Origin of the sequence: Arcanobacterium phocisimile (assembly GCF_016904675.1) — a bacterium.
Taxonomy (GTDB): Bacteria; Actinomycetota; Actinomycetes; order Actinomycetales; family Actinomycetaceae; genus Arcanobacterium; species Arcanobacterium phocisimile.
Genome location: NZ_CP070228.1, coordinates 1364495 through 1389873 on the forward strand (window position 1 = coordinate 1364495; position 25379 = coordinate 1389873).

The following is a 25379-nucleotide window of genomic DNA, read 5'->3' on the forward strand; positions in this document are numbered from 1 at the left end:
GAAACTAGCCAATGCACGGCTAACTATGTGCACAGAGTTTGCAAAAACGAACCCTAATACTAAAAAACAGATGACATGAGCATCATTTTGCACACTGTATGCACGCTTGACTTCTTATCGACGTTGCTTACGGCGCGCCTCACTCATCGCGCGCTGTGCATCTCGTTCATCTTGCCGCCGGCGCAATGTCTCGCGCTTATCCCACTCCTGCTTACCGTGCGCCAAGGCAATTTCAAGTTTGGCGCGGCCGCGCACGAAATACAGCTCAAGCGGCACGATCGTTGTACCCTTCGCTTTTACTTTCACACCCAGCTCGCGAAGTTCATGAGCATGCAGCAGCAGTTTACGTTTAGCCGTAGGTTTATGGTTCGTCCACGAACCCATCGCATAGACTGGAATATTCATTCCAACTACCCAGGCTTCCCCCGAACGATCAACTTCAATCCAGGCTTCGCTGAGCGAGGCACGGCCCAACCGCAACGCCTTTACTTCTGTACCTGACAAAACTAAACCAGCTTCGAATACGTCATCAATGAAGTAATCGTGACGAGCTTTCTTATTGCGCGCAATGACCTGTTTAGCTTCCGCAGCCATCTTCGACTTTTGAGCTTGCGTGAGTTTCCCGGAGTTCTTCGCAGCGCTATTCTTTTTCGCCATGCGTTATCTCCTTCTCGTTAAAAACCTGGCAGACCCATCGGGTTGATAGCTGTACCATTCTGCCACACTTCGAAGTGAACATGGCAACCGGTAACTCGACCAGTAGCACCCGATAACCCAATCAAGTCCCCTTGCGAGACTCGTTGGCCGGGCGCGACCTTAATCGCAGACAAGTGCATATGTGCAGTTACATACGAGCTACCATTATGGATTCCATGGTTTACGTATACGATATTTCCACCGCCTACATCAAACTCAGTACTTGCAACTACGCCATCTGCAGCCGCATACTGCGGATCACCGCACGCCGATTGCAAATCGACGCCTTGATGCATACGCCGATAATTACCAAGCGGATATACCCGCATACCAAATGGCGATGTAACAACGAGCGGTCCAGGGATCGGTGGATTGAGCCAACCACCAGCTGCCGACGCACGTTGAGCGGCAGCTGCAGCTTGTTGGGCAGCGTTGAGCGCCGCTAAACGTTCCGCTTCACGACGCCGATTTTCTTCGTCGATCGCAGCGATGCGTGCGCTTGCAGCCTGTTGAGATTTTTCTACCTCTACCAAAGAAGCTTCGAATTCGGCCTTGCGCTGTTCTAGACTCTGAGTCTGCGCGGTAATCGAGGATTCCAATTCGAGCAACGTATCTTTATGTGTTTGCGCTACATCACGCGCGTTATCCCGAGCAACGACAAGTGCATCAGATTCGGCTTTCAGTTCTTCAACCCGATCTTCAACTGCTTCTTGACGCGACTGGCGATTCTTAGACCGCGCGACGGATTGCGAAAGTTCAGTGAAAGCGGCACTTTGCGTACGTGTCAACGCAGCATTAACTCGATAAGCATCAGTAAATTCTTTCGCTGATGCCGACCCCAGCACAAGATCGATCGCGTTCGGCATCGTTTCACCACGATAGGTAGCTCGTGCGATTTCTGCCAGCTTACGCTTGGTTTGTAGGGCTGCGGCTGACGACGTTGACAGCTCGCCAGAAATACTTGCCAGCTCTTCTTTCGCAGAGAACAACAACGCAGCATTTGCTTGCGCCTGGCGTTCTGCGATCGCTAGCTCATTTTGTGCTGTCGCAAGGTCTGCTTCCGCCCGGGGAATCTGCGAACGTGTCTTTTCCAACTCTAAGAAAGCATCTTGGAGATTAACATCCAAGCCTTCCAAAGTGGACTTGATTTCGCGCTCGCGTTGCGCGTTCTGTTCTTGCTGATTTACTAAATCTTCGCGTTCATCAGCCGAAGCAGGAAGGGTTAGCCCTCCAACAACAACCATCAACGCACAAACACCGGCGATGGATCGACGTCGTAGGCTCATGGTTATACCCTCGTGTATCGCCGAAGCGCAAGGAAGGAAGCTAGTGCGGAAATCGCGATTGCAGCAAGCAGTAGCCATGGTGCAAGCATCAAAACATCATGTGAAGAAACAATCTTTAACCACGAATCAGCAAACCACTGATGTACGAAGAATTCTACGACCACGTACAAGCCGCCAATTGCCAACAACGCACCAATGAGTGAAGAAATAACGCCTTCAAGGATAAACGGCGCTTGGATAAATGCATTCGAAGCACCAACGTAACGCATAATCTCTGTTTCGTTACGGCGGAACATCGCCGAAAGTCGAATCGTTGCCGGAATAAGAAGCACCGAAACAACAATCATAATCACTGCGAGGATCGTTGCGATAAGAGTGAATCTATTGAGCATATTAAACAACGGCTTCAACTGTTCACGTTGATCGACAACTGACTCCACACCAGGCTGCCCCGAAAGCATTTCGGACACCACAGCAATATCGTCTTCTGTTGGGTCAGTGAGCTTCAACCGGAAGGAAGACTGCATCAATTCAGCGTCGATCGTATCAGCCCAAGCAGTATCTTCGAGTTGCTTACGGAAGGCCTCATACGCATCTTCCTTCGTTTCGAAGTAGATTTGCTCAATATGCTTCGAGACTTCACCATCTTCAAGGAACGCTCGCAGATCTTCAATTTGTGCTTCACTGGCTTCACCACCAGCACAAGCAGCACTTGTTGACTGTGGCGGACACATAAACACCGAAACTTCGACCTTGTCATACCAGTCATTCTTGGCGGACTCGATCTGTTCTTGGAACAAAATAGCTGCTCCAACAAACAAAAGGGACACGAAGGTGACTAGAACAACCGATGCCATCATCGACGTGTTCTTCCGCAGACCCTTCCAGACTTGAGAGAAAATAAACCCAATACGCATCAGCGAGCACCTCCATACTGGCCGCGCTCTTGATCTCGAGTGACCTGACCGCTAACTAATTCCACAACGCGCTTACGCAGTTGGTTCACAATTTCCTGATCGTGGGTAGCCATAACAACAGTCGTACCTTGGCGATTAATCCGGTCAAGCAGACGCATAATACCGAGGGCGGTGTTGTGGTCAAGATTTCCGGTTGGCTCATCTGCCAACAGAATCTCGGGGCGGTTGACCATAGCTCGTGCGATAGCTACCCGCTGCTTTTCACCACCGGAAAGCTCATGCATTCCACGTTTTTCTTTGCCGTCTAGCCCAACAAGTTCCAACACTTGCGGAACTTCCTTCATAATGGCATGGCGTGGCCGGCCGATGACTTTCATTGCTAGGGCGACGTTATCGAAAACATTCTTGTCGGTTAAAAGACGGAAATCCTGGAAAACCGTACCGATTTTCCGGCGCAAAAACGGCACTCGCCGCGACGAAACCGTCGAGAGGTCTTTGCCAAGAACATGCACTCGACCAGAGGTTTGGCGCTCTTCGGCGAGGATCAGGCTCAACATCGTCGATTTGCCAGAGCCAGAGGCACCGACGAGGAAGACAAAGTCTCCTCGTTCAATGTTGAGGCTAACTTGATCTAGTGCCGGCGCAGCTCCGCGGGCATAGATTTTCGTAACGTTTTCAAACGTAATCATGAACTAAGCACAATCTACTTCGGGTACATTCTTAACTCACACTAGTGTGCCGGCAGAGGCATAACAGTGCGACGCGCCGGGAAACATCGTTCCCTGCAAAGAGCTATTTCACAACATCTACCCTGAAGTCAGACAATTAGCACGCAACCGCACTCCTTAAGCAAATTGGGAGTCACAGTTGAACTACGACTCCCAGTTTAGTTAACGAAATCTATTCAGCTTCGCCGTGCATTTGGCCGTGTCGCCAACGGATACCAGCGGCGATAAAGCCATCGATATCGCCGTCGAAAACAGCATCTGCGTTTCCGACTTCGTGGCCGGTACGCAAATCTTTAACCATTTGGTACGGGTGGAGAACGTAGGAGCGCATTTGATCACCCCAGGCGCCCTTGACATCACCCGCTAGCTCCTTCTTCATCGCAGCTTCTTCTTCACGACGGCGCAAGAGCAAGCGGGACTGCAACACGCGCAACGCCGCTGCACGGTTTTGAATCTGCGACTTTTCATCCTGCATCGACACGACGATACCGGTTGGAATGTGGGTCATACGAACAGCCGAGTCAGTGGTGTTCACCGACTGACCACCTGGGCCAGAAGAGCGGAAGACGTCGACTTTCAATTCGTTGTCTGGAATATCAATGTGATCAGTGGTTTCGATCAATGGAATTACTTCCACAGCAGCAAATGAAGTTTGGCGCCGGCCTTGATTATCGAAAGGCGAAATACGTACCAGGCGATGCGTACCTGCTTCGACTGTGAGCGTGCCATATGCATATGGTGCCGAGACTTCGAAAGTGGTGGACTTGATTCCGGCTTCTTCAGCGTAGGACGTATCCAAAACTTTCGTGGCGTATCCGCGGCGTTCTGCCCAACGCAAGTACATGCGCTGCAACATTTGTGCCCAATCAGCAGCATCAACACCACCAGCACCGGAACGGATCGTAACAACCGCGTCACGCTCATCATACTCACCGGAAAGGAGAGTCTTAATTTCGAGTTCGGATAGGTCAGCACGGACACGTTCAAGTTCGCCATCAACTTCTGAAAGAAGCTCGGCGCCCATTTCTGGATCTGTTTCTGCCTCTTCGACTGCCATCTGGTAGAGCGTGCCTAGATCAGCAATACGCTGCCCCATCTTAGCTACACGTTCAATCTCAGATTGAGCATGCGAAAGCTTCGACGTCACTGCCTGTGCTTCTTCGGGGTTGTCCCATAGATCTGGCGCGCCCGATTTCTCGGTCAAATCAGCGATCTGCGCTTCGAGCGCAGCTACGTCAGTAACCGCCTCAATCTGCGAATACGATTGGCGGAGTTCTTCAATTTCAGCTAAATAATCAGTTGCCACGCATCCCAGTCTACGCTATTCACCGGGTGCAATCTCTAATCGCGCAGACGAGGTTGCACACATTTCTACGCTTTTCACAAAGTTACCGAACGCCGGAAGCAGCGTAATATCCACTCTCCGGCACAGCTCAACCACAACAACATTGGTGTCCACCACGTCGATCATTTTCACGCGATCGTCCGCAGACTGCGGGCGAATCATTTCGTATGTTGACATCGCTAGCGCCTGAGCATCATAGGCTACCCGGCCAGTTCCATAATATTGTGCATCAGAAATCTGTTGTGCTGTGGACAACGCATACGCATCGGCGTGGGCTAGTAGATCCTTGTGGTGATTATGTAAATTCACGCCAGCTCCGATTACCAACACCAGCGCGATCACAAATACCCAGATCCCTAACCCAAGAATCAGCAGGTTTCCCGCTTCCCTGCGGTTTTGTGCTTTGCGGTTTCGATCTCTTCTCATGGCTGAACCCGAAAGCGATCCACTGGCATCGTATGCGTTGCCGATACCGGCACTGTTATCCCGGAAACTGGCAGCTGGATCAACGTCGAAACCATCACTGACACGTCATTACCTGGCATCGAACACGGCATGAGTGTACAAGACACTCCGACGTCGAGGGGCTCAGTATGACCGCGTTCGCTCCAAATCTGGCGAGCAATATCAGCAGCGTATGCCTGGGTGTCCGAGACGTCTGCACGTACGACTTCACGTGCCGCGTCTCGCGCTGCTGCCTGGACGCCGAACTGAGCACCCAAAACGGTACCCAGAGATACCAATAACAGCAAGGCGGGTGCAATGATCACCACCATAATCCCAACGAATTCGACCACTGCGTTCCCGGTTTCGGTAACCGCACTTCTGGTCTCCACTCCCGCATTATTCAATCGGCGCACGCGCACTCACCTCAATCGTGACTGGGAGAAGCAATCCGAGAACCGGTGCCGGTGCAGAAGCTGAAACCTCCACCCACGTCGTCCCGTACGAAACCTCGACGTCGTGCGCAAAATCTTGTGGCAAGGTCTGGGTAATCAGCTCTTGGGTGCGCTGGCGTGCAATCGACTCATTGCTACCAGACAGGCCGGCTATCCGTGCGCCTAACGCGACCGAATCGTTCATGACTTCGCGAGCAAACCACGTCAGCCCGATACTCATCACCGTCACGGTAACGATCAACAGCAACCCCACCGTGGCGGTAAAGCCCACCACAGCATTGCCGCGTTCGAGACGAGGCTTACTCACGAGATATTCGTAACCCGGCTGATCGCGTCTTCGAACAATGAGGTCAGCGCCGGGCCCACGGTGGTCCACAACAGCACAACCAGAGCCGCCGTCATTAACGTGATCATCACCCAACCTGGTACGTCACCGCGCTCGACTCCAGACTTACCTTTAGGAACGAGCGCCAAACGTAAATTAGCCATGGCGTTAAACTTCCGTCGCATCGAAGCTTGTAGTTCTTTCATTTATATACCTTTCATAGCGGAAATTACTGAAAACTTAACTGTTGAAGTGCCGGGAAAATAGTGAACAATACTGTGATGGGAAGAATTAAAAAGACCACCGGGAGCATCATCGAAATCTCGGCCTTGCCACCAGCTTCGAGAAGATCACGCCGCGCCGCATCGCGCGCGTCACGTGCCTGATTGTGTAACGTCTGCGCCAAACCACCGCCTTGTTCCATAGCACTGATGAGCGAATCAGTAAACCGCGCGATATTTCGGTTATCCGTGCGGATAGCTAGATCGCCCAAAGCCTGAGTGAGAGAAACACCGGCATGAACGTGAGCTAATGTCGTCGCAAACTGATCAATCAGTGGACCTTCGCCTAGCCGAACCACGCGCTCAATAGCCGGACGAACCGGTTCACCCGAACTCACCGCGAGCGCAATCAATTCAACGACGTCTGGAAGTTGGCGAGTGTAGAGAAGCGAGGTCTGTTTCGCCGTCGTCGTCAACCGCGAATCGAGCCATAAAGCGCCAGCCAATGCGCCTGAAACCGCAACCACCACAACCGATAGCGGCGGATAACCGCGCGCCACCAAGGCAACCCCGAACAGTCCGCCAGCTATCAAGCCACCGCCAGCCCACTGTAATTGCGCCAAGCGGAAATCCTCAACACTTTTCTTGCCCACAATCGCTAACCGTCTAGCAACCGAGGACCGGGTCGATCCCAAGCTTTCAATCACATTCATCACCAATGCAACTGCTTTCGTGACGAGTTGCGATTTTTGTGGACGATGTTCGCGGGTAGCTACGTGAGCCACAATCCGGGCCGGCAGCGGCTTACGCGGAGTGAAAAACCCGAAGGTAACTAGGCCTATCCCGCACGCGATAAGCGCACCAATCATGCTCGCTATCATTGAGAACCCACCTCCGTTGCAGGGCGCGTACCCGCGCTCACAGTCCGGCGAGTACGCGTAAAAATACGACTATCGGGGGTCAGCTCACCCAATTTGATCATCAGCGCATAGGCAATCACGGTCACCACCGCGCCAAAAGAGAGCACCAATGCCCCACCCGGACTCGAAAATGCCTCGATAGTTCCCGGCCGAGTCGCGAACATTGCCAGCAGCGCCCATGGCGCAGCCGCCGCCATGCGAGCGCCATTGACTGTCCACGACTGGCGAGCCAACAACTCGCCGCGAGCGCGGTTATCTTCTCGTACCACGCTCGCTAGACGCGAAAGCATACCAGCCAAATCCCGGCCACCAAGCTCATGCGAAACTCGCATCGCTTCCAATACCCGGTCAGCTAACGCGTCGTTAAACTCCTCTTTGAGCTGATCTAAAGCGAGATCTACCCTGCCGTGAGCACGCGTTGCTTGCGCACAGCGCGCGAATGGTCCACGCATCATTTCCGGCCCGCGCTCGCCCACTTTCGCCAACGACTGCGAAACTGACAACCCGGCACGTAGCGAGGCCACAACGTCATCGAGAACATCGGGCCAGGCTTCATGCTGGGCACGAAGCTGGCGTTTGGTATGCGCCTGGCGTAAGACGTAATGGATGGCCCCGCCCAGCACAGCTCCGCACACCGCCACCACGCTCGATCCGGTCACTGCCAGCCCAACTAGTGTGCCAGCCAACGCCGAACCAACCAGCGGATAAAACTCGCCCGGAATCTTCACCGGTTTCGGATTACCCCATGCCCGGTGAATAAGCAGCACACCGAGTCCCACAACTGCACCTGCTAGAAATCCCATGACGTCTCTCCAAACAAGTGTGCAATATCGTATCCGGCCTGCTCGAAGCGCTCACGTGCCGGAACATCTGTTGTACGTTGCCGCAAGCCATCGCCGTCGTCGGTAAAAATCGGAATAGTTTCGACAACGTCGCCTTCAACGCGCCCAGTGACGCCCATGACCTCGCGTACTCGGCGTCGTCCCAGCCGGTCACGATGCAGATGAACTATGACGTCGATAGACCGCGCCACGGTTGGGACGACAAACCCGGCCGTCACGTTATCGCCAGCGAGCAACGGTAACGCACATAACTTACTGACCGCTTCGCGTGCAGAATTGGCGTGCAAGGTACATGCCCCAGGAATGCCTGAATTGAAAGCAATCAACATGTCGAACGCCTCAGCTTGGCGAACCTCCCCGATCACGATACGCTCCGGGCGCATACGCAAGGCTTCTTTGACCAGGCGGCGCAAGGTGATCTCGCCACGTTCTTCGAGATTTGATGGACGGGTCTGCATCGCCACTACGTCACGATGCGACAAGTTCAGTTCGAAAACCTCTTCAGCAGTGATAATGCGCTCCCCGGCGGGCACCGCCCCGAGCAATGCGCCCAAAAACGTTGTTTTACCAGCCTGCGTTGCTCCTGAAACCACAATGTTGAGGCCCGAATCGACTGCCGCATCTAAGAATCGTGCTGTAGCCGTGCTCAATACTCCCTGTTGTGCAAGATCAGTTAATCGGCGTGGACGCACAATATATTTGCGGATATTAACCGACCAGTGGCGGCGCGTAATATCAGGAATCGCCACATGGAGGCGCTCACCGGTGTGGAGCGCGGCGTCCACGAATGGGCTAGATAGATCGAGGCGGCGCCCAGAAGCCCGCAGCATTCGTTCGACGAGGTCGCGCACCTGTTGGTCGTTGAGCATCACCGTCGTCAATTCACTGCGGCCACCGCGTGCGACAAATACTTTCCCGGGTTCATTAATCCAGATTTCTTCGATTTCTGGATCGTCGATTAACGGCTGGATTGGGCCAAAGCCGCCGACGTTGTGGCGGATGCCTTGCACAATTTCTGCGCTGTTCTCGAGCGCGAGGGCCTGCCCGGTCACCGTCAGTGCCTCGTATTCACTCAGCGCAGTATCGATGAGTTGTTCTAAACCTACGCTGTCTATTTGTGGATCTAACCCCGATGAACGAACAAGATCACGCACACGTTCTTCTAACCACTTCTGCGGTTGCGTGATTTTCATCTGTAGACTCCAAAATCTGGTGTGTTGAGATCCGCGAAAGTTCAACACAGTGTTGATTCGGATCCGGTTGATGTAACCAGCATATCGGGCATCCGAAAATACGCGTCGAAAGCTTTCCACAGCTGTGGAAAATTTAGTTTGATGCAGGAGAATTTGTGGTAAGGGGCGTGTGGGCAGCCATACCGAGAAAAAAATAGATACCGTAAAGACATGAAGATGTCGCCATATCATTTAGCTGCCCTCGCCGTTGTTGCTATTGACGGGCTCAATGCCGTATCAATCCGCGGGCCATACTCATCCTCCCCGGACTATATGTATGGCGGTGTGCTTGACTCACGTGGTAAACATTGGATAGTTAAGGTTCCGCTCAACACGCACGCTTCCACCGCGATTGAGGCGGAGGCCGGGTTAGCCCCGGTCTTAATGGAACGTCTACGCCACGGTCAACTCCCTTTCGATATCATGCGACCAGCTGGGTTTGCTCCGATGGAAACCGGCCGCGCGATTGTCTATCCTCGCCCATTGGGCAAGTCAATTGATTTTGATGATCTATCGACCGACCAGGCTCATGAACTAGGCAGAACGTTAGCCACTATTCATCAGCTGGAGCCGACCACGATTACCGACGCCGGCATGCCAGGCTACGATGCGGATATGGTTCGTAAACGTCTTCTTACCGAGCTTCACGATGCGAATGCGGCAGGTAACATTCCGGCTGTGTTGTTGCGACGTTGGGAGAACGCTATTGAAAATTCACAGCTGTGGCACTTTACACCAGCTGTGGTTCATGGCGATATCGCTTCAGATAATATTTTGTGGTCCGAAGGCCATGTGAGTTGCGTGCTCGGATTTGGTGAAGCACACGTGGGTGATCCGGCACAAGATTTCGCTTCCTTGATGTCCGGGCTAGACGAATCCCTGTTCGACGCGATTGTTGAATCGTACCGAAACTCGTTGAATAGCAGTATTGACGAATATTTCTTTACTCGTATTGTATTGCTCTCCGAGATTGCTTTGGCTCGCTGGATGATGTTCGGTATCCGTAATCAAGATCCGGCTATCGTGCGCGAAGCAGAAGGAATGCTTGACGAACTTGCACAAGATGTCGCATCAGATCCCGATTTAGCTCCCGGCCCGGTATGGAACGTTGATTCCCTCGAGGATGGATTCGTTCCAGAAGTCGCCGACGATCTCACCTTCTCCTCTGCCCCCTCAGCTGAGTGAAGGCTCAGTTTGTTTGCACAGATTCCAACGATTGTTTAATCGCTTGCGTTATCTGTTCTTCACTGAGCTGACCGGCATGGACTTCGCGGCGAGCAGGATCTGCTTCACCTAGATAGTAAAAGCACGCATCGATATCGGCTAGTTCGATGTTGTGAGCTTGTGACCATGCCAGGCGGTAAAGCCCAAGCTGAAGTTCACGGGCGTGGAGTTGTTCTTGCGAAGGTTGTTTTCCGGTTTTCCAATCCACAATCGTTACTGGTTTTGCTCCTGGAATATTCGACGTGTCGAGCACTGCGTCAATCACGCAACGCACCGGATAGCCAGCTAACTGAATTTCCAAAGCTTGCTCGATAGCAATATGCGGAACGTTTGCAAACCGTGAAGTTTCAAACCGGTGAAGATATTGCCGCACAGTTTCGTCGTCCTTAAATACATCTTGGTCTATTGGCATTTCCTCCGGGCTGAGGACTGAATCAATATCGAGCGTTAGGACGGAATCGAAATGCTCTGCGATTGCTTGGTGTACGCTGGTTCCGATCCGAGACGCTTGGGAGACCCGTCGTGGAATTGGGCGACGCTGATCCCGATAGAACTCTTGCGCATCACTCATCAATGAAACGATGTCCGAGGCGGTGAGATATTCACGCTGGACACCTTGTTGTTGATCGTTCTGGCGCGAATTTTCTTCTACTAACCGGTTGTATGTCTCTTGCCATACTGCTTTAATTTTCGCTATGTCGACTGTGCCTATCGGAGTACCGCCCGAGTATGGTTCGACTTCCCGGTCAACGCTTGTGGGCCAGGAAATACCGGACGAGCTAACCACTGAATCACCGATTTTTGGTTCTTCAGCTGGGAGGTTGTGCTTTTCTCCCCAAGCGATAACTGAAGCTTGGTCTGTAAATGGTTCTTCATATCCGCGGTCCGGTGTTAGCTTTCCTTCAAGATCTTCGATGAAAACGTTCGAGAAGTACAATGGTGCCGGTACCGCATCTGTGTCTGCGTCCGATTGACGCCTGCCATTATCTAGTAACGTGTGGGTTTGTTCATTGCATTTGCTGGTGCCAGAATCTTCTTCACCTTCGCCCTCTTGGCTTGCCAACGCACTACGGTATTCCTTTCCAGCTGCTTCTTCGTCAAGGAAATCATAGGTAAGCAAGAGCAACAGACGACGCGGACGGGTCAGAGCAACATAGGCCAGACGGCGTTCTTCGTCACCCGACTGCGCTTTTACTGCTTTTTCGTATTTTGCGTATTCAATTAACGCTTCACATTTACGGAACTGTAAGTCTTCACCGTCGAGGTAGTCTTGTGCCGAGAAAATAGGCACATGGTGTGCGTCGGCACGCAACGACGTTGGAAAGACATCGTTGTTTTTATGCCAAAGCGGATAGCGCCGTTTGATGTAATCGAAACGCTTTTCTACGAGTTCAGGAACCGCCACGATATCCCACTCCAGTCCTTTAGCAGCGTTGACTGTAAGGACTTGCACGATACCGGACTGCGGTGTTACTTCTTCGCTCAATGAAAGATCGGATGCCGGGGTAATTTCACCTGCATGTTCGTGGACTTCCATCGCATCGATCCAGCTCAAGAAACTAGACAGTCGTGCCGAAGGTTCTTGGCCGTGATAGGTTCCAGCTAGCTTGATGAAACCAGTCAACGCAGCCTTCAATGCGGCGCCGCCCTTAGACCGGGTGGTGGCGTATACATAGAGGTCTAGAGCATCGATCGCAGTCGAGACCACGACGCTCAGTGGCTTGTGGCGCTGTTCTTGGACTTGATGTACCAGCCGGGCAATGTACTGTATCCGTTCTTGCCCGCTCAGGCTGAGCTTACTGAAATCGTCATGGCTGAGCAATGCCTGCACTATGCTCACAGCTGGACGTTTCGAGGCTTGTTTGAGTTCTTCTACTTTTTCTTCTTCCGCGCTCTGCCTCAGCTCGCGCCACAAGCGAGATTGTTCTGCACGCGCGACATCTTCGGCAACTGCCGAAAAGTGCCGCAGGTCATTCAATCCCAGGCCAAAGAAGTTCAATAAATACAGAAGCTGATCGTTGCGCTGTGGATTGTCAGCAATCGCAAGCAAAGCTCGAACTGCGCGAATTTCTGGGCGGATAATCAGCGATTGGCCACCAATGACCTCGTAGGGCACACCAACATCATCAAGTGCTTTGATTACTGATTTTTCAAAACTGTGGTTGCGCACCAATACAGCAATACTAGGAACTTTCTGCTCGTGCGAGTTGCGGAGTTCGTCAGCTAATCGCATAGCCAAAGCATGATATGTGTCCTGTGCGTAATGGCGATGGATGCGAATTACTTCACCGGCGGGTGCTGCAGGTGCCGGACGTAGCTTTTTGATTTGAAGTTCCCCATAGGAGAGTTTCCCGTTGGTGAGTTGGTTGGCTGCATCAAGAATCGACGTCGCGTTACGAAATGCTTGTGAAAGCGACAGCCGGGCTTGGGCAGTGACCTGGTAGTCATCAATGAAATCAGCGAAGGCATTGGCTGAGGCGCCGCGCCAACCGTAAATTGCCTGGTTCGGGTCTCCCACAGCCGTCACTGATCGCGCATCACTAAACGCTACTTTCAAAAACCGCGCCTGGTTGACTGAAGTATCTTGGAACTCATCAAGTAGGACAACTGGGAAGGCTTCCTGCACTGATGTGCGCACCTCTGGAACTGTTTCAAGAATGCGCGTTGCCCACGAAACCTGATCGGCGAATTCAATCAAGGACCGTTCTTTCTTAGCCACGAAATACTGCTCAACATATTCCACAAGGGCAAGCCGACCATGGAGATTTTCTCCGACTTTTTTGCGCTGGAAACTCTTCACAGCGCGATCGTAGAGCGCACGTTCGACAGATCCTTTGTCTGGTGTTGTCTTCGCAGTCATCCGCGGCTGCAGGATCGAATTAACTGCGTCTACTTCTTCCATCAAGAACTTGCGAATGTATTCAATGCTCACGTCGTTATCGATTATCCCAGCAGCTAGACTCAACGCATTGCGAGTAATGGTATCTAGTGATGTATCTACCAAAGCCTCGCGCAACTGACTATTTTCGACGATTTCGTACATCAGCTGATAACGTTCGGCTTCATTCATCAACCGAGAGTCAGGATTTTCCCCAATGAGCATGGCGTATGATGTGGCGATCTGCGAGGCGAAGGAATTATATGTTGTAATCGTAGGCCGGTGGAGTTTTGCTTGTACCATCGAAGCCGTCTGGTTTTCAGGAATCCTTTCCCATTCATCATCGGAAACTACATCACCATCGAAGGAGATCAGCCCACGCTTGGAGACCTCACGGATCTTCTTCGTCACCCGTTCAGCTAATTCACCTGCGGCTTTCCGAGTAAACGTTAGCCCCAGAATTTCCTGTGGCTGGGCCACTTTCGAGGCCAGCATCCACGCAATTCGGTTCGCCATCGTCGCTGTTTTTCCTGATCCAGCACCAGCAATAACAAGCGTTGCTCGATGCTCGGAGGTAATAACTGCACGTTGTTCCGCAGTGGGTGGGAATTTTTCTGCAGCAACAAATTCTTCATAGGTTATCATGAGAAAATCCGTTTCCCTTCAACCGCCGGGCACAAGGATCGATATGAACACGTTCGGCATCCGACGTTAACAATTGCTGGCACCGAAGCAGAGCGCTGAATCTCCGCAACCGTATCGATCATATTTCCAGCTAGTTCTCTACGCTTATCATCCAGCGGGCTTTGTTCGGTCAATGAATACTTCTTCGAATCGGTACCGATGTGCACAAGTTGTGCTCCAAGACTGGTGGTAGGCATCGGCTCGTTAGCCGATTGATTATTCAAACCGCCTTGTTCAATCAACCACTGGTAAATCAAGAGCTGCGGAACAGTTTCGCTTTCTGACTTTGCTGGGCTGCCTTTTCCAGTTTTGAAATCAACAACCCGCACTTCATCCGGTCGCATGGTGACGTGTTCTAGGCGATCGATTTTTCCAGAAATGATCACATTATCGCGCTCAACGCGAGCATATAGTTCGTGCTCGGCTTCGGCCGGATAGTCTTGGAGGTAGCGATATAGTTTTTCAACCATTTGCTTCGCTCGATAGTAGAGTTGTTGAGCTGCGATACCAGAACCAAAATCACTAGCTTCCCATAGCTCATCGAGACGTTGATTCATTTGTTCCATATCCGGCTCGCGTGTTTCTTCTGCAATCTGGTGGATAAGAGTTCCGAGATCAGCAAGTGCGGTATCCCCTAATGCTTGGCCGTGCACAGAATCAAAAACCCCACGCAATGGACACGTAAGCATCTTTTCAACAACAGATGGCGAGACTCTAACGGGGCCCTCTGGTAGATCGCCGTCACTGTAATCAATCGAATCCGCCCACATCTTTTCAGCCATACCCGCAAGGTTTGCGTTGCTCACCTGCTCAAGATAGCTAGTAGCTAGCTCGGCCAGTTCGGGGTTATTCCCCTGCTGGGCTCGGCGCAACTGGCCGATAAATGTTGGCAGATCGATCGTGAGCGATTCCTGATGGTGTTCAGTTAACAGCTGTGATTCTTCAGGGAACAACCAATGCATAAACCGTGACGGCAATGTGTCTTCTGAGTTGACGCAGGTTATTTCTACCCCGTTTTCGGCACGCAGAACGCTAAAAAGCAACATTCGAAGTTCGTCGTCGATAACATCGCTCATACGTTGTTCCCCCGGAACATCAGTACCGGCAAGCTCACTACCCACAACGATTGAAACAAGTTCGGGGACTTTAGTTAATGGGTTACGCAGTTGCAGGTTTGGCCATACTCCTTCGTTGAGCGAAGAGATAAAGACTCGATCCCAGGTTTGCCCCAGCGCTCCGGCAGGAGAAGTGAGAACGATTCCCGTGTTGTTAACAGAAGTGCGTGCAATCGAATCTTCAGGAACTTCTTGTTCTTCAAGAACCCGCAATAAATCGGTGATGTGGGCACTGTGCGGATCTCGATCAGATAGCCGTTGGGCGATACGAAAGAGCTGGATGATAGCATCGAGATCGCGGTCTGCCTGATCAGCTTCTTCGCCACCTTCAAGAGCTTTTTCTTGCCATTGCTCAGCTATCCCAATCTTTTCCCAAGTTTCCCACAATACGTGTTCTGCCAAGGGATTTGTCTCGATTGCATCACGTACCGCGGCGATAACCTTCCGTACTTTAGCGAGCTCACCGATTTTAGCCCCCGGCGACTGGGGATCAAGATCGAGAACCGAAAGTAGGAGTTGCTCGCCGACCGTCTTTCCCCCGCGCAACAGCTCCCACCCGTGCAAACGCTTGATTATCGACGCCATATCGAGGCTGGTCATATCAAATAACGGACCGGTTAAAAGCCGACGGATATTCTCGGCAAGTTCATCCGGTTCGATGAGCCCAGCAGCGATTCTCATCGTCAACAAAACATTCGCCACTGCCGGCTGGAATCTCAGCGGCATCACTGCAGCCAACGGTTGAACCGGCACTCCTCTGTCAAGCAAGGCTTGCCGTAGACTTTGATGCCCTGCGCGTGAACGGGTGATCACTGCTATTTGTTCATAGCCGATTTTTTGTTCCATATGCAGGCGGCGAATTCGACTTGCCAAGTATGCGGTCTCATCGTGTTCGCTGAGCAGCACATGTGCACTGATCGCTAGCGGTTTGGCATATTGATAGTCTGCTTTGCGTCCCTGCGCTGATCCGGCAACATGAATTCCTGATTCGATAGTGGAAATAATATTCGCAGCAGGCCCTCCCCCACGATACCGGTGAGTCAACACATAGGTATGCGCTGCTAAACCGCCATCATGAAGCGGCCGCGATAACAATGACTGAAGATTCGCAATACCGCCACGGAAGCTTTGCACACCAGTATCCGGATCACCGAAGACGACGATATTGGACCCGTGATCTTGGAGTACTTTAAGCAAGGAGCGCAGTGCTAACGTGCAGTTGGAAATATCGTCAACTAAAATCCAATCCCACTGTGGGCAAGCCACTCGTGGTTCGACCGTTGTTGGAGAATTCCATTGTTGCAAAAACGCAACAGCTTGGTTAACTATACGAGCATGATCGGTGCGATCAGGCTGGCCATAGCCAGTACCAGCTTGGACTGCCAGCGCTTTCTCATATTCATCTAGAAGATCTGCCCCGATAACCCACGATGGATTTCCCTCTTTTTCACCCAGATTTCGCAACGTATCTGACGTAATACCTAGTTCGGCCGCTCGCGTGAGCAAATCTCGATATTCTTGCCGGAAAGCTTCCATATGGGCAACATCGCGATCAACTGAACCGATCTCGTTCGCGTGCGGATAAAAAGTGGTTGCGATATCAAACAGCTCTTTGAGCAGCGCATCTTGATCTGGGCCCGAGAGCAGTTCTGGCTCTTTTCTCCCCGTAGCTTGGGCGTACAACGAAACGATGGCGAATGCGAATGCGGCGATAGACCGCACACGCACATTCTCGCTGAGCACCCTAAGCTCGCCCACAATTTCATTGCGCATTTCATTAGCTGCACGGCGATCAGGCGAAAGCACTGCAATGCGCGCGTGTTGATCAAGGTCAATAATTGTTTGCAGACACTGCCGAAGCACCGTTGTTTTTCCGGTGCTTGAAGCACCAACAACAGAAATCGCTTTGCCGACCGCACGTGCGCGAGCAATTTCTTCACATGCACTCACGACTGCCTCGTGCGACGCATCAACGAGTTTTTCTCTCATGCTATGGTCCTCAACCTAGTGCCTGTCTGCCTTACCTCCCTTAATGTTATATCCGACCTCCGACACATTTTGGTTTCACTTCCCGTACGATCACTATTAACAGGTTCGATTCGCAGGAGGATTGTATGGCTGGTGGACTTATTGCCCTAGTTGATGATGTAACAGCACTTGCCAAGATTGCAGCGGCATCCCTCGATGACGTAGCCGCTGGAGCTGCGCGAGCCGGCACAAAAACCTTGGGCGTTGTTATTGACGACACCGCCGTAACGCCGCAATATATCAAAGGACTGGGCCCGCAGCGTGAATTGCCAATCATTTGGCGGATTACCAAAGGCTCTCTGCGCAACAAACTAGTGTTTATTTTGCCTGCGGTCCTCCTTCTTTCGGTTGTAGCGCCTTGGTCACTTCCCTACCTCCTTATCGCTGGCGGTTCGTATTTGTGCTTTGAAGGCGCCCATAAAATTGTTGAACGGGTTATCGGGAATTCGACGCATACACCTGCTATCCACACTCAGTCAGAAGATTCTATGGTGCGTCAAGCAGTACGCACTGACTTCATCTTATCTTCAGAAATCATGGTGATTGCCCTCAACGAAGTCACTGATTCTACCTTGTGGCAAAAGTTAGCGATCCTCATCTTCGTCGCTTTCCTTATCACTTTGTTCGTCTACGGCGTGGTTGCAGTGATTGTTAAAACTGACGACGTCGGGCTCTTACTTTCAACTAAAAAGTCACGTTCTTTCCAAATACTAGGTACACTCTTAATCAAAGCGATGCCCTGTGTTTTACGCATTTTGACTGTTGTTGGGACGGCAGCCATGATTTGGGTTGGAGGCCATATGCTCATTGTTCAACTTGCTGAAATTGGGCTCGATCATCCACACCATATTCTGCAGGGCGCCATTGATCCAGTCGTTGCGCGCGCAGGAAGTTTCATTGGTTGGGTTGTCGAGACTTTTAGCTCAGCTATTGTCGGTTTCCTCTGGGGAGCAATCCTGGTTGGGCTTTCCTCCGCATACGGCAAACTCCACAAAAACTACGCCCTGCGCGATGGGAACTGACAGTAACTGTCGAGAACGGTAGACTCGTAGAGAAAAGAAAGGACTAGCCTTGGATATTACAATTGGAATTCGTGACGTTGCCGGAGCTGTAAACTTGAGTGTAGATATGTCTACCGAAGAGCTCAACAACCTTGTCACCGATGCACTCGCATCAGAAAAACCACTGGTACTCACCAGCTCAGATGATGAAACAGTCTTTGTGCCAGCTCACGCTCTTGGCTACGTTCAAATATCAGGAACGCCCCAACGGCGCGTTGGCTTCGGTTTTGCGTAGAAATATCAAAAACCGAACAAAGAAAGCATAAGAATGACCCATACGTCAGGAATCGCGGATACGTCAGGTGCATCCGCTCCAACAATTATTGAGCCTGCAGCAGATATTGAGGTTGCAGCCACTGATCTCAATTTAGAAGAGAAAACATTTGCCGATTACGGAGTTTCTGCTCCTATCGTCGATGCTTTAGCAGCTGAAGGTATCACCCACCCCTTCCCTATCCAAGCGTTAACCCTACCGGTAGCGCTTAAAGGCTCCGACATCATCGGTCAAGCAAAAACGGGTACCGGCAAAACACTCGGTTTCGGCATTCCCATGATCGAACGCTGTGTCGGCCCTGGTGAAGAGGGCTTTGACAAACTCGACCGGCCCGGATCCCCACAAGGCCTCGTCGTCGTCCCTACGCGAGAGCTTGCGAAACAAGTCGCCCAAGATCTCAAGAACGCCGCAAAGAATCGTAGCGTGCGTATAGCTGAAGTTTATGGCGGACGAGCTTACGAGCCGCAGGTTAAAGATCTAGAAAAAGGTACCGAAATTGTTGTCGGTACTCCCGGTCGTCTCATCGACTTACTCAAGCATCACACATTGAACCTCAGTGCCGTTAAAACGGTTGTCTTAGACGAAGCGGATGAGATGTTGGATCTTGGATTCCTCGAAGACGTCGAGAAAATCCTCAGCTCCACCCCAGCTACCCGCCACACCATGTTGTTCTCGGCAACCATGCCTGGACCAGTTGTTGCGATGGCTCGCCGGTACATGTCACACGCAACGCATATTCGTGCACAAGCGCACGATGACGATTCCACCACGGTTAAGTCGGTTCGCCAAGTGGTTTACCGGACCCATGCGATGAACAAAATTGAAGTTCTCGCCCGCATTTTACAAGCCAAAGATCGCGGTCTATCAATCATTTTTACCCGCACAAAGCGCACAGCATCCCGGGTGGCACAAGATCTTGCCGAACGCGGATTTGCTACCGGTGAAATGCATGGCGATTTGGGCCAAGGTGCTCGCGAACAAGCTTTGCGCGCGTTCCGCAATGGCAAAATCGATGTGCTTGTCGCAACCGATGTCGCTGCCCGTGGTATCGACGTCGATAACGTCACCCAGGTGATCAACTACCAGGCTCCAGAAGACGAAAAGACCTATATTCACCGCATCGGTCGTACCGGTCGCGCAGGCCATTCAGGTACTGCTATTACTTTCGTCGATTGGGAAGACACCCCGCGATGGGCAGTGATTAACAAAATGCTCTCCCTCGGAATGCCAGAGCCGGTGGAAACTTACCACACCTCAGATCATCTTTATACGGATCTCGACATCCCTACCGACGTCACTGGCTATCTGCCAAAGTCTCAGCGCACTCGCGAAGGTCTCACTGCAGAAAAGCTCGAAGATCTGGGCGAAACAGGAAAGAGCGCCGGCCGTGGCCGTCGTCCAGCCCAGCGTTCCGGTTCCGGTTCACGCTCTGGTAACGGTTCCCGTTCTGGGAATAAGCCCCATCGGGACAGTGACCGCTCGCCGCGCGAATCTCGCGATTCTGAGTCAAGCCGTGTGCGTAAGCCACGCCAACGTCGTCGTATTCGCAAAACTGATACCGAGTCCTAAACTCTAGTCGGTCAAAAACGCTAACCTACTAGCGATAAATATTGGGTCACACTCTCTAGTGTGACCCAATATTTATCGCTTTAAGTGGCAGACAGGACCTATCCAATACCAAACCGCCCCCAGACTTACCTGCCTAAGAACGCAGTATTAACAACCGTAATAATTCCGTTGATGATCAGCTGCGCTGCGATTGCGGCGAGCAACATGCCAGATAACCGAGTCAGAAGCATAATGCCCGACTCGCCAAGCAGTTTGAAAATCGGGTTAGCAAACCGCATCGTCAGCCAAGAAATAGTCAAGACCGTCACTAGGCCAAAAACCGTTGTGAGGATCCGAGCCCAGTCATGTCCGGCATCATCAATGAGAAGCATGAATGCCACGATCGAGCCAGGGCCAGCGAGCAAAGGCATACCCAGCGGAACCATAGCTACGTGTAAATCACCGTCAGATTCACCCGGATCTTCTTCCTGCCCCGTCAATAATTGCAACGCAATAAGAAGTAACAACAAACCGCCCGAGATTTGTAATGCTGGCGCGGAAATTCCCAATGAATTGAACACTGTGAAACCGAAGAATCCGAAAAGCATTAGCAAGATACCGGCAATGAAGTTTGCTTGGAATGCGATACGGCGACGGTTACGCTCAGAAGCTTTAGCCGTCAGCGCGAGGAAAATCGGCAAATTTCCTGGAGGGTCGATAATCACAAATAGAGTTGCGAATGCCGAGACAAACAATGCTGTATCAAAAGACACTAAATAACCTCCGCGAAAGTCCCGTCAATTAAAGAAAAATAAACATCGGCCGACGTTGTGTGTTCGCCGAGCTGATTCGGTTTACCGGTTCCATGAAAATCCGAAGATCCGAACCGCGCAAGACCATACGCCTTAACAATATCAGCCAACGCCGGCCGTGTATCGGCAGGATTGTCACGGTGATCTACTTCAACTCCAAACAGTCCAGCATCCGCCAATTCTTCAAACGCCCGGTCCGGTGCAATATTCCCTCGGGAGCTTGCATGCGGATGCGCCCAGACCGTCTTGCCGCCAGCTTGACCAACAAACTTCACGACGTCGCTAGCTTCAGGCGCATATTGACTGACGTAATAGGGCGACGACGGAGCTAGCAAGCGTTCGAACGCGTGAGACCGAGACTCTACCAAGCCCAATGTTACTAAAGCATCTGCAATATGGGGACGGCCGAGAACCGCACCTGGAGCAGCGTGGGCAACGACGTCGTCAAACGATATCGGGTAATCCTCAGCAAGTCGCTGGGTAATCTCACGAGCGCGCCCGTGGCGAGAAGCTTGTAGCTTTGCTATATGATCGATGATTTTCGGGTGTCCTGGGTTAAACAAATACCCCAGAATGTGCACATGCGTACCATGACAACGCGCAGTAATTTCCATTCCACGTACGAGCTTTATCCCCGTTTCCTGGGCCGCTATTGCTGCGTCTACCCAGCCCTCAACTGTATCGTGATCGGTTAACCCGACAACATCTAGCCCTGCCTGGTGTGCCTGGGTAATAAGCGCGTAGGGATGGTCGGTGCCATCCGAACACGATGAATGAGTATGCAGATCAATCTTCATATCTTCATAGTACTCACCGCCTCCACCACGACCTACTCACACCTTCAATTATCTTTTAGAATCGGCGGAAAATAGTGGGATAATAGATGTATGACTGAAGAAAAACAATCCCTCGAAGAACGCGCACACAACCGTACGCAACGTCCACAAAGCGATGCTTTCCGTTCCTTCATTGGTGAAGATTGGGGTGCTCGCCCAGCAGGCCCGCAGCGCTCAGCTGCAGCTGACTATCTTCCGGCTCGTCATTTCAAACTCGGCTCACAGTTCCGCGGCGAACGCTTAGTGTTTCCAGCCGGCGATCTGCAAGTGCGCTCTAACGATACTGACTACCGTTTCCGTGCACACTCAGCGTTTGCGCATCTCACCGGTTTGGGTGGCGAAGATGAACCTGGTGCTGTGCTTGTCCTTGAACCACTACCGGCAGGCAACGAAACGCCAGAAGTCACACACGAAGCCGTGCTGTACTTCCATCCACGCGCTTCACGTTCATCCGAAGAATTCTATGCAGATTCCCGCCACGGCGAATTCTGGGTTGGAGCTCGCCTCTCGGCTCACGAGATGTCCACTCTCACCGGTCTAAACGTGGCACATATCGATACGTTGCGCGATGCTCTAGCGAAAGACCTTGGCGAAGTTCAGATCCGAGTGATTCCCGAAGCTGACGCCCAGATCGAATCCCTGGTTGAAGAGCTCCGTCAAGAAAATGGGTTAACTACCGACGCAAGCGAGATCAATGCCCAACTTGCTGAAGCTGCGTCCGAACTACGCCTTATCAAAGACGAATACGAGATCGCTGAAATGCAAAAGGCTGTTGACGTCACTGCTTCTGGCTTCGATGAAATCGTTGCCTCCTTCCCACGTGCACGCACACACTGGCGCGGAGAACGCGTTATCGAAGGCGCTTTCTTTGCCAAAGCTCGTGAAGAAGGAAACGGCCTAGGCTATGACACCATCGCAGCCGCTGGCAACCACGCCAATACGTTGCACTGGATCAAGAATGATGGCCCACTTCAAGACGGCACCTTGATGCTGATTGATGCCGGCGCTGAAGTAGATTCCCTCTACACCGCCGATATCACTCGTACTCTGCCAGTATCTGGAAAGTTCAGCGATACCCAGCGGCTCGTCTACGAAGCTGTCCTCGAAGCCTGTGACTACGCTCTGGATGTTGCTTCCCAACCAGGAGTTCGCTTCCGAGACATACATGCAGCAGCAATGACGGTTATCGCTCGTCATCTTCACGAGTGGGGAATCTTACCGGTTTCGCCAGAAGAATCGCTCCTCCCAGAAAATCAGCAGCACCGCCGCTGGATGCCACACGGCACCTCCCATCATCTCGGACTAGACGTTCACGATTGCGCCCAAGCCAAACGCGAACTTTACCAAGATGCGTTGCTTGAAGAAGGTATGGTGTTCACTATCGAACCTGGCTTGTATTTCCGTGAAGATGACTTGAAGGTGCCAGAAGAATTCCGTGGTATTGGTGTGCGTATCGAAGACGACATCGTCATCACTAAAAATGGCGCGGTACGGATCTCAGAAAATATTCCTCGCACTGTTGAAGAAATCGAAAACTGGATGGCTCGCCTAGCGCAGTAATGCTCAAGTGATCGCTAAGCCAGCAATGTAAAAATATGTGCACGGGTTATCCCGCCACGACGAACAGGAAGGTGAGTTATGAGCTCTCGCGGTCCATCTCGCGTCTTTGTCGGACGCTTAGCCGGAGCTGATGTTTTCGATCCAATTGGTGATCGCGTTGGCAAGGTGAACGATGTCGTCGTGGTTTTCCGATTACGTGGCGCCCCACTGGCAGTGGGGTTAACCGTTGACGTAGCCGGAAAACGCCGAGTATTTTTACCACTGACTCGTGTTACGTCGATGGCCAACGGGCAAGTCATTACTACCGGTGTACTCAATATGCGCCGGTTTAATCAGCGTCCGGTTGAAGCCATGGCTGTAGGAGAGCTTCTCGATCGGCAAGTGACGATCATTGATTCTGGCGAACGAGCTGAAGTTGAAGATCTAGCTATCGAACAAACCCGTGCACGTGAATGGCGTGTGACCACGCTTTATGTACGCATGGGACAGAATGCGAAAGACGCCGGTAACACCTTACTTGTTCCCACGTCGGCGGTCCGTGGACTTGGCATCAAGGAGACCTCTCAAGGTGCAACAGCGCTACTCGCCCAGATTTCGGGTTTGAAGGCTCCCGACGTCGCCGACGTGCTACGTGACTTGCCCGAAGAACGTCTGCTCGCCGTCGCTCGTGAATTATCGGATGAGCGTTTGGCAGACGTTTTGGAAGAATTGGGTGACGACGATCGAGTAGCGATTATGGAATCTCTCGACGTCGATCGTGCAGCTGATGTTTTGGAAGTCATGCAACCAGACGATGCAGCCGACTTGGTCAACGAGCTTCCAGAGGCTCAAGCTGAAGTCTTGCTCGACCGCATGGAACCTGAAGAAGCTCGCGACGTTCGACGCTTGATGAGTTATTCTGAACGTTCTGCTGGTGGTTTGATGACAACCGATCCGATTATTTTGGCACCCGACGCTTCGGTAGCGATGGCACTAGCCCAAGCACGTCGTCCAGAATTACCTCCGGCGTTGGCATCGATGGTTTTCGTCACTCGTCCCCCGCACGAATCCCCTACCGGCCGCTATATCGGCGTCGTCCATTTGCAGCGTGCTCTGCGTGAACCACCGTCGAATATGATTGGCGGAATTGTTGAACAAGTCGAAACGGTGGCTCCAGATGACGGCATCGGTACTATCACTCGTCTGCTGGCAACTTACAACTTAACCGTGTTGCCGGTTGTAGCTGACGAAATGCTCGTCGGTGCTGTTTCAGTTGACGACGTTCTCGACCACTTGTTGCCTGATGATTGGCGTGAAGCCGACGAAGAAGAACTCGATGAAGCTGTCGACGCACGCCACAAACATGATGAGGAAGGAGATGAATAATGGCTGATTTTGATCAACCATCGGATAAGCGTTCACGCCGGATGCGGAAAACCCGATGGGATTCTGATGCTGTGGGCGTTGTTTCAGAACGTATCGCGAGGTTTTCCGGCACCCCACAATTCCTTGTCTATTTGACAATTTTCGTTGCGCTGTGGCTGATCTGGAACACGTGGGGTCCCGATTCGTTGCGGTTTGATTCCGCTGAACTGGGATTTACTGCGTTGACTTTGATGCTCTCGCTCCAAGCTTCCTATGCAGCTCCACTCATTTTGCTCGCGCAGAACCGGCAAGACGATCGTGACCGCGTTACGGCTCAGCAAGATCGCTTCACAGCCGAACGTAACCTTGCCGACACTGAATACATCACTCGCGAAATCGCGTCGTTGCGTCTGGCAATGAACGAAATCGCAACTCGTGACTTCGTGCGATCAGAGATTCGCGACCAACTTGAGATCTACCGGGAGACGCATGGCGAATTGCAAGCCGAACTTTCCGAAAAGAACGAAAGAATCGCTGAACTCGAGCGCGAAATTCTCCGACTAAAGGCGCATGAAGATGATACTGAAAAGAAGGTAGACTAACC

23 protein-coding genes are annotated in these 25379 nt (G+C 51.9%); 7 read left to right on the top strand and 16 right to left on the bottom strand.

All coding sequences use genetic code 11. From position 1 onward, the window contains the following. Positions 1-114: 114 nt before the first annotated feature. The 12 genes from smpB to JTE88_RS06205 form a co-directional block, all read right to left on the bottom strand. Positions 115-657 carry an SsrA-binding protein SmpB gene (gene smpB / locus JTE88_RS06150; RefSeq protein ID WP_204423618.1) on the bottom strand — a complete coding sequence of 181 codons (543 nt, stop codon included), beginning with the start codon at positions 655-657 and terminating at the stop codon, positions 115-117. Between the two features lie 17 nt (positions 658-674). Further along, positions 675-1982: a peptidoglycan DD-metalloendopeptidase family protein gene (locus JTE88_RS06155; protein WP_204423619.1), complete on the bottom strand. Its 1308-nt coding sequence runs from the start codon at positions 1980-1982 to the stop codon at positions 675-677. 2 nt (positions 1983-1984) lie between these two features. Beyond that, positions 1985-2899, bottom strand: coding sequence for a permease-like cell division protein FtsX (gene ftsX, locus JTE88_RS06160; RefSeq protein ID WP_204423621.1), 915 nt, complete (start codon positions 2897-2899; stop codon positions 1985-1987). After that, positions 2899-3588, bottom strand: coding sequence for a cell division ATP-binding protein FtsE (gene ftsE, locus JTE88_RS06165; protein WP_204423622.1), 690 nt, complete (start codon positions 3586-3588; stop codon positions 2899-2901). The genes ftsX and ftsE overlap by 1 nt, the downstream gene beginning before the upstream one ends. A 211-nt stretch (positions 3589-3799) precedes the next feature. Continuing rightward, on the bottom strand, positions 3800-4933 hold the full coding sequence (prfB, locus tag JTE88_RS06170; RefSeq protein WP_204423624.1) for a peptide chain release factor 2: 1134 nt from the start codon (positions 4931-4933) through the stop codon (positions 3800-3802). 15 nt (positions 4934-4948) lie between these two features. After that, on the bottom strand, positions 4949-5398 hold the full coding sequence (locus JTE88_RS06175) for a hypothetical protein (protein WP_204423626.1): 450 nt from the start codon (positions 5396-5398) through the stop codon (positions 4949-4951). Then, entirely contained in the window at positions 5395-5832 is a 438-nt protein-coding gene (locus JTE88_RS06180; RefSeq protein ID WP_204423628.1) for a TadE/TadG family type IV pilus assembly protein, read from the bottom strand. Before JTE88_RS06180 ends, JTE88_RS06175 begins: the two co-directional genes overlap by 4 nt. Further along, a complete protein-coding gene (locus tag JTE88_RS06185) occupies positions 5816-6178 on the bottom strand; it encodes a pilus assembly protein (RefSeq protein WP_204423629.1) in 363 nt (120 codons plus the stop codon). The genes JTE88_RS06180 and JTE88_RS06185 overlap by 17 nt, the downstream gene beginning before the upstream one ends. Then, positions 6175-6360, bottom strand: a complete 186-nt coding sequence (locus JTE88_RS06190; protein WP_204425800.1) for a hypothetical protein — start codon at positions 6358-6360, stop codon at positions 6175-6177. Before JTE88_RS06190 ends, JTE88_RS06185 begins: the two co-directional genes overlap by 4 nt. Positions 6361-6425: 65 nt before the next feature. Beyond that, entirely contained in the window at positions 6426-7298 is an 873-nt protein-coding gene (locus tag JTE88_RS06195) for a type II secretion system F family protein (RefSeq protein ID WP_204423631.1), read from the bottom strand. Beyond that, positions 7295-8140, bottom strand: a complete 846-nt coding sequence (locus JTE88_RS06200) for a type II secretion system F family protein (RefSeq protein WP_204423634.1) — start codon at positions 8138-8140, stop codon at positions 7295-7297. Before JTE88_RS06200 ends, JTE88_RS06195 begins: the two co-directional genes overlap by 4 nt. Then, a complete protein-coding gene (locus JTE88_RS06205) occupies positions 8128-9372 on the bottom strand; it encodes a TadA family conjugal transfer-associated ATPase (protein ID WP_204423636.1) in 1245 nt (414 codons plus the stop codon). Before JTE88_RS06205 ends, JTE88_RS06200 begins: the two co-directional genes overlap by 13 nt. A 210-nt stretch (positions 9373-9582) precedes the next feature. On the opposite strand from JTE88_RS06205, the gene JTE88_RS06210 reads away from it, so the two are divergent. Then, the gene (locus JTE88_RS06210) at positions 9583-10596 is read left to right on the top strand and encodes a phosphotransferase (RefSeq protein WP_204423637.1); all 1014 of its coding nucleotides are present in this window, start codon (positions 9583-9585) and stop codon (positions 10594-10596) included. A 4-nt stretch (positions 10597-10600) separates the two neighbouring features. Here JTE88_RS06210 and JTE88_RS06215 read toward each other — a convergent pair whose 3' ends face one another. After that, entirely contained in the window at positions 10601-14158 is a 3558-nt protein-coding gene (locus tag JTE88_RS06215) for a UvrD-helicase domain-containing protein (protein ID WP_204423639.1), read from the bottom strand. After that, the gene (locus tag JTE88_RS06220) at positions 14155-17301 is read right to left on the bottom strand and encodes an ATP-dependent DNA helicase (protein ID WP_204423640.1); all 3147 of its coding nucleotides are present in this window, start codon (positions 17299-17301) and stop codon (positions 14155-14157) included. The genes JTE88_RS06215 and JTE88_RS06220 overlap by 4 nt, the downstream gene beginning before the upstream one ends. A gap of 125 nt (positions 17302-17426) precedes the next feature. Between JTE88_RS06220 and JTE88_RS06225 the strand changes: the two genes are divergently transcribed. Genes JTE88_RS06225 through JTE88_RS06235 form a run of 3 tightly spaced genes read left to right on the top strand, consistent with a single transcriptional unit; the run spans position 17427 to position 20244 of the window. Further along, complete coding sequence (locus JTE88_RS06225; protein ID WP_204423642.1) at positions 17427-18362, top strand: DUF808 domain-containing protein; 936 nt, start codon at positions 17427-17429, stop codon at positions 18360-18362. A gap of 49 nt (positions 18363-18411) precedes the next feature. Next, on the top strand, positions 18412-18636 hold the full coding sequence (locus tag JTE88_RS06230; protein ID WP_204423643.1) for a DUF3107 domain-containing protein: 225 nt from the start codon (positions 18412-18414) through the stop codon (positions 18634-18636). Positions 18637-18669: 33 nt separating this feature from the next. Next, the gene (locus JTE88_RS06235; RefSeq protein ID WP_204423645.1) at positions 18670-20244 is read left to right on the top strand and encodes a DEAD/DEAH box helicase; all 1575 of its coding nucleotides are present in this window, start codon (positions 18670-18672) and stop codon (positions 20242-20244) included. Positions 20245-20369: 125 nt separating this feature from the next. Here the strand turns inward: JTE88_RS06235 and JTE88_RS06240 are convergent, their stop codons facing one another. Both JTE88_RS06240 and JTE88_RS06245 read right to left on the bottom strand, forming a co-directional pair. Beyond that, positions 20370-20996, bottom strand: coding sequence for a MarC family protein (locus tag JTE88_RS06240; RefSeq protein ID WP_204423647.1), 627 nt, complete (start codon positions 20994-20996; stop codon positions 20370-20372). Beyond that, positions 20996-21832, bottom strand: coding sequence for a PHP domain-containing protein (locus tag JTE88_RS06245; RefSeq protein WP_204423648.1), 837 nt, complete (start codon positions 21830-21832; stop codon positions 20996-20998). Before JTE88_RS06245 ends, JTE88_RS06240 begins: the two co-directional genes overlap by 1 nt. A gap of 90 nt (positions 21833-21922) precedes the next feature. On the opposite strand from JTE88_RS06245, the gene JTE88_RS06250 reads away from it, so the two are divergent. From JTE88_RS06250 to JTE88_RS06260, 3 genes are all read left to right on the top strand, one after another. Continuing rightward, on the top strand, positions 21923-23431 hold the full coding sequence (locus JTE88_RS06250; protein ID WP_204423650.1) for an aminopeptidase P N-terminal domain-containing protein: 1509 nt from the start codon (positions 21923-21925) through the stop codon (positions 23429-23431). Between the two features lie 78 nt (positions 23432-23509). Then, on the top strand, positions 23510-24796 hold the full coding sequence (locus tag JTE88_RS06255; RefSeq protein WP_204423652.1) for a magnesium transporter MgtE N-terminal domain-containing protein: 1287 nt from the start codon (positions 23510-23512) through the stop codon (positions 24794-24796). Then, on the top strand, positions 24796-25377 hold the full coding sequence (locus JTE88_RS06260; RefSeq protein WP_204423653.1) for a DUF1003 domain-containing protein: 582 nt from the start codon (positions 24796-24798) through the stop codon (positions 25375-25377). Before JTE88_RS06255 ends, JTE88_RS06260 begins: the two co-directional genes overlap by 1 nt. Positions 25378-25379 lie beyond the last annotated feature (2 nt).